Here is a 9,334-nt window from a genome sequence, read left to right as displayed (position 1 = left end):
TCTCATTCTGATTTTCTTCGACTATAATTCGCTGAAAATCTTGTTTTTCCCCGCAAAAATAGTAATAATAGCCGGATTGTTTACAATCACAACCCTCAATCAAGAAAGCACGAAACCATGGCGTTAATCGTACAAAAATACGGCGGCACTTCGGTAGGCTCCGCCGAGCGCATCAAAAACGTAGCCAATCGTGTCGCCAAAGCCCGCGCCGAAGGCCATGACGTTGTCGTGGTCGTTTCCGCCATGAGCGGCGAAACCAACCGTTTGGTGGCCCTGGCACACGAAATGCAGGAAATCCCCGATCCGCGCGAGCTGGATGTGGTGCTGGCCACTGGCGAGCAAGTCACCATCGGCCTGCTGGCCATGGCACTGAAAAACATCGGCGTGGATGCCAAAAGCTACACCGGCTGGCAAGTAGCCGTGAAAACCGATACCGCCCACACCAAAGCCCGCATCGAAGAAATCGACAGCGATAAAATGCTGGCCGACCTGAAAGCCGGCCGCGTGGTGATTGTGGCCGGTTTCCAAGGCATCAGCAGCGAGGGCGACATCGCCACCCTCGGCCGCGGCGGCTCCGATACGTCTGCCGTTGCCCTGGCCGCCGCGCTCAAAGCCGACGAGTGCCAAATCTATACCGACGTGGACGGTGTGTACACCACCGACCCGCGCGTCGTACCCGAAGCCCGCCGCCTCGACACCATCACATTTGAAGAAATGCTGGAGCTGGCGAGCCTGGGCTCTAAAGTATTGCAAATCCGCTCCGTAGAATTTGCCGGAAAATACAAAGTACGCCTGCGCGTATTGAGCAGCCTGCAAGAGGGCGGCAACGGCACCTTAATTACCTTTGAAGAGGACGATAACATGGAAAGAGCTGCCGTAACTGGTATCGCGTTCGACAAAAACCAAGCCCGCATCAACGTACGCGGCGTACCCGACAAACCCGGCGTGGCCTATCAGATTTTAGGCGCGGTGGCCGATGCCAACATCGAAGTCGATATGATTATCCAAAACATCGGCAACGAAGGCACCACCGACTTCTCCTTTACCGTACCGCGCGGCGACTACAAGCAAACCCTCACCCTGCTGAGCAACCTCAAAGACAGCATCGGCGCCACCGAAGTCAACGGCGACGACACCGTCTGCAAAGTCTCCGCCGTGGGCATGGGCATGCGCTCGCACGTCGGCGTTGCGTCCAAAATCTTCCGCACCCTGGCCGAAGAAGGCATCAATATCCAGATGATTTCCACTTCCGAAATCAAAGTATCCGTATTGATTGACGAAAAACACATGGAACTGGCCACCCGCGTGCTGCACAAAGCATTCGATTTGGGTTAATTGATTGCCCGATTAATCAAAAAAGCCGTCTGAAAAATCCGTGCAAACGCGCGGATTTTGTGGCATAATCCCCAATCTTGCCGCCCGCCTACCAGCAGCGGCAGGATTCAGGAGTTTGCACAGGTTACGGCTTGGCAAACTTGTCCGGGCAGAAGCCCTTTTTATTTTCGGAGTTTTCCATCATGGCATTGACCGTAGAACAAAAAGCACAAATCGTTAAAGATTTCCAACGCAAAGAAGGCGATACCGGCTCTTCTGAAGTACAAGTCGCACTGCTGACTTTCCGCATCAACGACCTGACCCCGCACTTCAAAGCCAACGCCAAAGACCATCACAGCCGTCGCGGCCTGTTGAAAATGGTGAGCCAACGCCGCCGTTTGCTGTCTTACCTGCGCCGTACCCAACCGGATACTTACCGCAGCCTGATTACCCGTCTGGGCCTGCGTAAATAATCGATGCTTTTCCGACACCGCTTGCTTGTTCGAGCGGTGTTTTTTCATCTGCACCGCCGCCGTTTTCAGACGGCCTTCCCGCAAAGGAATACCATGAATATTTACGACTTCACCATGAAAGACGCGCAGGGCAACGACACCGCCCTCTCCGATTACCGCGGCAAAGTGCTGCTGATTGTCAACACCGCCACCCGCTGCGGCCTCACGCCCCAATACGAAGAGCTGCAGGAGCTTTACGGCCGCTACGCCGCGCAAGGCTTGGAAATTTTGGATTTCCCCTGCAACCAGTTCCGCGAGCAGGCGCCCGAAAGCAGCAGCGAAATCGCCCAAGTCTGCCAAATGAAATTCGGCACGCAATTCAAAATCTTCGACAAAATCGACGTCAACGGCCCGAACACCGCGCCGCTTTATGCCTATCTGAAAGCGCAAAAGCCCGAAGACAAAGGCAATCTGTCGTTTAAAGACCTGCTCATCAAGCTCGCTTCCCTCGGCGAAAAACGCGAAGGCAGCGACATCAAATGGAATTTCACCAAATTCCTGGTCAACCGCAACGGCGAAGTGGTCGAACGCTTCGCCCCCAGCGTGAAGCCGTCTGAAATCGAAGACGACATCCAAATTTTGCTGTAACGCGCTTGCGGCAGACAAAAAGCCGTCTGAAAACCTCAGTTTTCAGACGGCTTTTTCATGGCAAAATGATCCAAATCAGGCGGCAAAACACGCCCACCGCTTCAATCATCCTCATCCGTCATCCCCGGGCGCGGCGGTGCGCCGGCCGGGCGTTTGTAGCGGTTGTACATAAACAGATATTGCTGCGGGAAGCGGCGTATCCAATGCTCGACATTCCGGTTCATCACCCGCGCGTCGTGTTCCTTATCACCGCTCAACCCGCCCTGCAGCGGCTCGATATGCAGCGCAAAACCCTTGCCGTCGGGCAAACGTTCGCCGACAAAAAACAACGCTTTCACGCCTTTCACTTGCGCGAGCTTGCTCGCCAGCGTCATGGTATAGGCCGGTTTGCCGAAAAAATCCGCCCACACGCCGTCGCCGCCCTCTTCCGGCGCAGGCACATGGTCGGGCAGCACAATCGTCGCCTCGCCCGCACGCAAGGCCTTCATTACCTGCTTCACGCCCTGCATATTGGTCGGCGCGGTTTTGCCCTTGCCGCGCACGCGCCCCATCTGCATCACGGTATCAAATGCCTTGATTTTAGGCGGCTTGTACATCGCGGTCAGCGGAAACGGCAGCTGCTGGCTGATATAGCGTCCGGCCAAATCATAGCTGCCGATATGCGGCGTAATCAGCAGCAGCCCTTCCCCGCCATCCAAAGCCGTCTGAATATGCTGCCAGCCGTGGATTTCGGTAAACAGCGTTTCAATCGCTTCAGGCCGTCTGAAAAAGGCGACAGGCAGCTCCAACGCGCCTTTGGCGGTTTCTTGAAACACGGTTTTAACGCTTTGTTCATCAGGGTTCAAGCCCGCCTGCGCCATGTTTTCAAACACGCGCGCGCGGTCTTTGCGCTGGGTGTGGTAAGCCGCCCAACCCAAAAAACCGGCCAGCCGGTGCAAAAGCGGCAGCGGCAGCGCGGCGAAGAATTTGAAAAGAAGGGTAATCAGGGTTTGCATGGGTGTCGATTTAGGTCAGTCGTATGCTTGGGATTATAAAGTATAATAGCACCAGGCGTTTCCATTACTTAACCGAACCCAGGCAAATGAAATGCTCATTCCATTATTATTTATGATTTTTCAGCCGCCTATCGGCCTGATTGGCTTAATGGCCGCAACCGGCTCATCCTTTTGGCCGGATGCCGACACATGGCGGCTGACGTGGCTGCTGGGCGGCGCACCCGCGCTGTTGTGCGGCGTGCTGGTTCGGGCGGCCAAATTAACGCGCGGCCGCAAAGGCAGTATAATTACCGCATTGATTGGTGCGTTCTGCGGTTTGATACTCGGGGTTGTGATGTCGGTTGCCACCCGGGGCATCGATTTGCTCGGCCTATTCAGCGGTTGCGGCGCATTTTCCGCGCTCGTTTTGTCGGTGTTTCTGCCGTCTGAAAAACGGAAAGATGCTTGATGAAAGCACGCAACTTTGCTACAATCCGCCCTGCATTAAGAGTTGGGAATTCCATGCCAACCTGCTTTTCACGGTGAAAGGTAAGGTGGACGGTCGCAAGACCGATGTGGCTCGCCAGAGCAATCCAAACCCGCTTAATGCGGGATTTTTTTTGTCTGTACGAAACGGCACAAAAATGAATTCCCGGCCTGAGACCGTTGCAACAAAACTTAAACACTCAGCATCGTCATTCCCGCGCAGGCGGGAATCTACGGGTAAAGTGTGGTAATTTATTTTTAAACAATGCGTTACTGACTTTCCAAAGTGGATCCCCGCCTGCGCGGGAATGACAGCGGAGAAGTTTCAGACGGCATTTTATATTTTCAATGGTCTCAGTCTGTTTGAATAATACGGCATATTCAAACAATGCGGCGCAGCAACTTCTGCCGCCTGGTTATCAAAATACCAGGCCGTCTGCACAATACACGGCCTGCTTCTCAAGAAAGAACAAACAATGAGCGAATACCTGTTTACCTCCGAATCCGTATCCGAAGGCCATCCCGACAAAGTGGCCGACCAGATTTCCGATGCCATTTTAGATGCCATTTTCGCGCAAGACCCGCAAGCGCGCGTGGCGGCGGAAACTTTGGTGGCCACCGATTTGTGCGTGCTGGCGGGCGAAATCACCACCACCGCCCAAGTCGATTACGAGCAAGTCGCCCGCGACACCATCGCCCGCATCGGCTACAACGACCCCGAATTGGGCTTTGATGCCCAAAGCTGCAAAGTTTTACTCAACTACGGCGTGCAGTCGCCCGACATCGCCCAAGGCGTGAACGAAGGCGAGGGTTTGGACTTGGATCAAGGTGCGGGCGACCAGGGTCTGATGTTCGGCTACGCCTGCGACGAAACCCCGACGCTGATGCCGTTTGCCATCTATTACAGCCACCGCCTGATGCAGCGTCAAAGCGAATTGCGCCGCGATGGCCGCCTGCCCTGGCTGCGCCCCGATGCCAAAGCGCAATTAACCTGCGTGTACGATGCCGAAACCGGTAAAGTGAAGCGCATCGATACCGTGGTATTGTCCACCCAACACAGCGAAGACATCGGCTACGACGAATTGCGCGAAGCCGTGATCGAGCAGATTATCAAGCCGGTATTGCCGTCTGAAATGCTTACAGCCGACACCAAATACCTGATTAACCCCACCGGCAAATTCGTCATCGGCGGCCCCAAAGGCGACTGCGGCCTGACCGGCCGTAAAATCATCGTCGATACCTACGGCGGCGCAGCTCCGCACGGCGGCGGCGCATTCTCCGGCAAAGACCCGAGCAAGGTTGACCGCTCCGCAGCCTACGCCGGCCGCTATGTGGCGAAAAACATCGTCGCCGCCGGCTTGGCCAGCCAATGCCAAATCCAGATTTCCTACGCCATCGGCATTGCCGAGCCGACTTCGATTTCCATCGACACCTTCGGCACCGGCAAAATCGGCGAAGCCGAGCTGATTAAACTCGTGCGCGAACATTTCGATCTGCGCCCCAAAGGCATCGTGAAAATGCTCGACCTCTTGCGTCCGATTTACAGCAAATCCGCCGCCTACGGCCACTTCGGCCGCGAAGAGCCGGAATTTACCTGGGAGCGCACAGACAAGGCTGCCGCGCTGAAAGCCGCCGCCGGCCTGTAAGTCTGTAGACCTGCACCCTGTAAGCCGTCTGAAAATAATTTATCGTTTTCAGACGGCTTTTTCCTGATACAATAAGCCTTTATTTACCCGATAGAAAAAGGACGCTGAAATGTTCGGTAAAAACCTGTTTGACGAAATGACCTCCAAACTGGGCGAAACCATCGCCAACAGCCCGGCCAAAGACATGGAAAAAAACGTCAAAGCCATGCTGGGCAGCGCGTTTAACAAAATGGATTTGGTTACCCGCGAAGAGTTCGACATCCAGCAGCAGGTTTTGATTAAAACCCGCACCAAGCTGATCGAGCTGGAATCGCGTCTGGCGCGTCTGGAAGCCGCCCAAGCTCCGGCAGAAGCGGAAGCTGCCGCCCCGGCCGAAGCTGCCGAAGATAAAACCGCCGGCTGAAGCCGTCTGAAAAAATGTCGCTCGCACTGGTTTACAGCCGCGCCCTCAGCGGCATGAACGCGCCGTTGGTCGAAGTGGAAGCCCACTTGGCCAACGGCCTGCCCGCATTCAACATCGTCGGCCTGCCCGACACCGAAGTCAAAGAAAGCCGCGACCGCGTGCGCGCGGCCATCATTCAGAGCGGCTTCGATTTTCCCGCCAAAAAAATCACCGTCAACCTTGCCCCCGCCGATTTACCCAAAGAATCGGGGCGCTTCGATTTGCCGATTGCCCTCGGCATTCTGGCTGCTTCCGGCCAAATTTCTGCCGAACACCTCACGCGCTACGAATTTGCCGGCGAACTGGCTTTGTCCGGCCTGCTGCGCCCCGTGCGCGGCGCATTGGCAATGGCGTGGCAGGGTATGCAGGCCGGGCGGGCGTTTGTATTGCCGTCTGAAAATGCGGCTCAGGCTGCGGTGATGCAGGATATACAGGCATACGGCGCGGATTCGCTCGGCGCGGTGGCCGCACATCTCAACGGCATCGAGCCGCTGGCGCAAGCGCGCTGCACGGCGGAAACGCTATCGGCCGCCGCAGCCGCCCTGCCCGATTTGCGCGATGTCAAAGGCCAGCATACCGCGCGGCTGGCGTTGGAAATCGCCGCAGCGGGCGGACACAGCCTGCTGATGATGGGGCCGCCCGGCACGGGCAAATCCATGCTGGCTCAGCGGCTGCCCGGCATTCTGCCGCCGCTGACCGAAGACGAATTGGTAGAAGTCTGGGCGCTGCGCTCACTGCTGCCGCAGCATCAGCAGGAATGGGGACGCGCACGCCCTTTCCGCTCGCCGCACCACAGCGCCAGCGCTGCCGCCCTGGTAGGCGGCGGTTCCGACCCGCGCCCGGGCGAAATTTCGCTGGCGCATCGGGGCGTATTGTTTTTGGACGAGCTGCCCGAGTTTGACCGCAAAGTATTGGAAGTATTGCGCGAACCTTTGGAAAGCGGGGAAATCCATCTCTCCCGCGCCGCGCGTCAGGCCGTTTATCCCGCCCGCTTCCAGCTCGTTGCCGCGATGAACCCCTGCCCCTGCGGCTATCTCGGCCATCCGGCCAAACCCTGCCGCTGCACGCCCGAAAGCATCGCCCGCTACCGCAGCAAAATATCCGGCCCGCTGCTCGACCGCATCGATGTGGTGATTGAAGTGCCCGCGCTTTCCGCCGCCGATTTAATTCAGGCTGAGCCGGGCGAATGCAGCGCCGATGTGTTGCAGCGCGTCCAAGCCGCCCGCGCGCGCCAATATGCGCGGCAGGGCAAAACCAATGCCGCCCTGCTGCCCGCCGATTTGGACGGCATCGCCTGCATCGGCGCCGATGCCAAAGAGCTGCTGAGCACGCTGATTGAAAAACTTTCACTGTCCGCCCGCAGCTTCCACCGCATCCTACGCGTGTCGCGCACGCTGGCCGACTTGGACGGCGATGAAACCGTCGGCAAGCAGCATATTCTCAAAGCCGTCGGCTTCCGCCGCAGTATGTAAGCCTGAAGCGCGGCAGCGGCCTATCCGTATCACCCGCAGGAGCTGCTCATCTGACAACGATGATTTCAGACGGCAAACCGCCCCGCCCGCGCGCTTCGTTCCGCCACTTTATCCCGATTTTCTGATTTTTTGCCTACTGTATGATGGATTTTTTCGACAAGCTGTTTACCCGCCAGACTTATACGTTCGACCTGTTGGCGCAATCCCTGCGCAGCCCTTCCGGCCTGCTGGAGCTGGGGCTGGCCGTTTTGCTGGCGGCGGCGGCTTTTTTTCTGGCCGGCTTCGCCAACCGCCGTCTGAACACTCTGCCGCTTTATACGCCGCTGCTGCGCCATATCCGCCAGCGTATGCTCTGGCCGCTGCTGATGCTGGTTTTCGCCATAGCGGCGCTGGCAGCTTACCGCCATGCGGATTGGCCTGCTTTGTGGCTGCAGCTTTTGGTCTTGGCGGCACGCTGGATGGTATTAATCCGCTTTGCCGTGGCCGTCATTCACGCCGCGCTGCCGAAAAGCCGCACCTCCGATTGGGTGGAGCGGATGTCTGCCTGGATATTGTGGCTGGTTTTCGTGGTCTGGCTGTCGGGCTTGGAGCACTCGCTCGTCGGCTTTCTGAAAAGCATGCAGTTCAGCGTCGGCGCGACCAAGCTGAATCTGTACAGCATTTTGAGCGGCATCGTGTGGGTGGCGGTGTTGATGGTCGGCGCGCTGTGGCTGGCGCGGCTGATTGGCGAACGCTTGAGCCGCAGCCGCCTGGATGCGAATTTGAGCATGATTTTGTCGAAAATCACCACCACCGTGTTGGTGGTCTTGTCGGTATTGATTGCGCTGCCGCTGGTGGGCATTGATTTGACCGTGTTGTCGGTATTCAGCGGCGCGCTCGGCGTCGGCCTCGGCTTCGGCCTGCAGAAAGTCGCCAGCAATTATGTGTCGGGCTTTATCATTTTGGGCGACCGCTCCATCCGCATCAACGACCGCCTGACCGTCAACGGCTTTACCGGCAATGTGGTGCAGATTACCTCGCGCTTCGTGGTGCTGCGTGCTGCCAACGGCTCGGAAGCCTTAATTCCGAACGAAACCTTTATGACGGCCACCGTGATCAACGAATCCTACGCCCAAGCTGCGCCCGCCGCCGCTGCGTCTTTCGATGTGCGGATTGCGTATGACGCCGATTTGGACGCGGCGCTCGGCATCCTGCGCGAAGCCGCCGCCGTGCCGCAAGTGGCCGCCGAGCCTGCACCCGAAGCCCGCGTCAGCGAATTTGTGCCCGAGGGCATACGGCTGACGCTGGCCTATTACCCCGCCTCCGGCGTGAATGCGGACGATGTGCAATCCGGGCTGATGCAGGCCGTGCGCAGCCGCTTCCGTGAACGCGGCATCGCTTTTGCCGGTGCGGCCATGCCGTCTGAAAAAGCGTGATGACCGCCAAACCGCTCAAATATCCCGTGTCCGCCCTGGTCGTTTTGCACGACGCCCAGGGCGGCATCCTGCTGATTGAGCGCACCGCGCCCGCCGGTTTCTGGCAGTCGGTCACCGGCAGCCTGGAGCCGGGCGAAAACATTGCCGATACCGCCCGCCGCGAAGTCTATGAGGAAACGGGCATCGCATTGCAGCCCGGGCAATTGGACGACTGGCAGGAAAGCACGGTGTACGAAATTTACCACCATTGGCGCCACCGCTATCCCGAAGGCGTATTTGAAAACCGCGAGCATCTGTTTTCCGCCGAAATCGCCCGCGATACGCCCGTCAGGCTGGCGCCGGCCGAACACGTCCGCCATATTTGGCTGCCCTTCGACGAAGCGGCGGAGCGGGTATTTTCCCCGTCCAACAAGCGTGCGATTTTGCGGCTGGCGGAAAGAAAAGGCTGGCAGGCATAAAAAAAGCCGTCTGAAAATGTGATTTTT

The 9,334-nt window shown here is 57.6% G+C and carries 10 protein-coding genes and 1 riboswitch; of the genes, 9 read left to right on the top strand and 1 reads right to left on the bottom strand.

Going from position 1 to position 9,334, the window contains the following annotated elements; translation table 11 throughout:
- The first annotated feature begins 117 nt into the window (after positions 1-117).
- The 3 genes from BDE01S_RS05555 (at position 118) to BDE01S_RS05545 (ending at position 2,414) form a co-directional block, all read left to right on the top strand.
- The gene (locus BDE01S_RS05555; RefSeq protein ID WP_066078434.1) at positions 118-1,335 is read left to right on the top strand and encodes an aspartate kinase; all 1,218 of its coding nucleotides are present in this window, start codon (positions 118-120) and stop codon (positions 1,333-1,335) included.
- Between the two features lie 182 nt (positions 1,336-1,517).
- Positions 1,518-1,787, top strand: a complete 270-nt coding sequence (gene rpsO / locus BDE01S_RS05550) for a 30S ribosomal protein S15 (protein WP_066078437.1) — start codon at positions 1,518-1,520, stop codon at positions 1,785-1,787.
- A gap of 93 nt (positions 1,788-1,880) precedes the next feature.
- Positions 1,881-2,414, top strand: a complete 534-nt coding sequence (locus BDE01S_RS05545) for a glutathione peroxidase (protein ID WP_066078431.1) — start codon at positions 1,881-1,883, stop codon at positions 2,412-2,414.
- A 101-nt stretch (positions 2,415-2,515) separates the two neighbouring features.
- Here BDE01S_RS05545 and BDE01S_RS05540 read toward each other — a convergent pair whose 3' ends face one another.
- Positions 2,516-3,409 carry a lysophospholipid acyltransferase family protein gene (locus BDE01S_RS05540; RefSeq protein WP_066078428.1) on the bottom strand — a complete coding sequence of 298 codons (894 nt, stop codon included), beginning with the start codon at positions 3,407-3,409 and terminating at the stop codon, positions 2,516-2,518.
- A gap of 91 nt (positions 3,410-3,500) precedes the next feature.
- On the opposite strand from BDE01S_RS05540, the gene BDE01S_RS05535 reads away from it, so the two are divergent.
- The 6 genes from BDE01S_RS05535 (at position 3,501) to nudB (ending at position 9,307) form a co-directional block, all read left to right on the top strand.
- Complete coding sequence (locus tag BDE01S_RS05535) at positions 3,501-3,857, top strand: hypothetical protein (RefSeq protein WP_066078425.1); 357 nt, start codon at positions 3,501-3,503, stop codon at positions 3,855-3,857.
- 27 nt (positions 3,858-3,884) lie between these two features.
- Positions 3,885-3,995: riboswitch (SAM-I-IV-variant riboswitch) on the top strand.
- Between the two features lie 355 nt (positions 3,996-4,350).
- Positions 4,351-5,520: a methionine adenosyltransferase gene (metK, locus tag BDE01S_RS05530; protein WP_066078423.1), complete on the top strand. Its 1,170-nt coding sequence runs from the start codon at positions 4,351-4,353 to the stop codon at positions 5,518-5,520.
- Between the two features lie 109 nt (positions 5,521-5,629).
- A complete protein-coding gene (locus tag BDE01S_RS05525) occupies positions 5,630-5,923 on the top strand; it encodes an accessory factor UbiK family protein (protein WP_066078420.1) in 294 nt (97 codons plus the stop codon).
- Between the two features lie 14 nt (positions 5,924-5,937).
- On the top strand, positions 5,938-7,434 hold the full coding sequence (locus BDE01S_RS05520; RefSeq protein ID WP_066078417.1) for a YifB family Mg chelatase-like AAA ATPase: 1,497 nt from the start codon (positions 5,938-5,940) through the stop codon (positions 7,432-7,434).
- A 140-nt stretch (positions 7,435-7,574) separates the two neighbouring features.
- The gene (locus BDE01S_RS05515; RefSeq protein ID WP_115225429.1) at positions 7,575-8,849 is read left to right on the top strand and encodes a mechanosensitive ion channel family protein; all 1,275 of its coding nucleotides are present in this window, start codon (positions 7,575-7,577) and stop codon (positions 8,847-8,849) included.
- Positions 8,849-9,307 carry a dihydroneopterin triphosphate diphosphatase gene (gene nudB, locus BDE01S_RS05510; protein WP_066078415.1) on the top strand — a complete coding sequence of 153 codons (459 nt, stop codon included), beginning with the start codon at positions 8,849-8,851 and terminating at the stop codon, positions 9,305-9,307. Before BDE01S_RS05515 ends, nudB begins: the two co-directional genes overlap by 1 nt.
- The last annotated feature ends 27 nt before the right edge of the window (positions 9,308-9,334 follow it).

Origin of the sequence: Bergeriella denitrificans NBRC 102155, assembly GCF_001592185.1 — a bacterium.
Taxonomy (GTDB): domain Bacteria; phylum Pseudomonadota; class Gammaproteobacteria; order Burkholderiales; family Neisseriaceae; genus Neisseria; species Neisseria denitrificans.
This window is presented reverse-complemented; position numbering and strand designations above follow the sequence as displayed.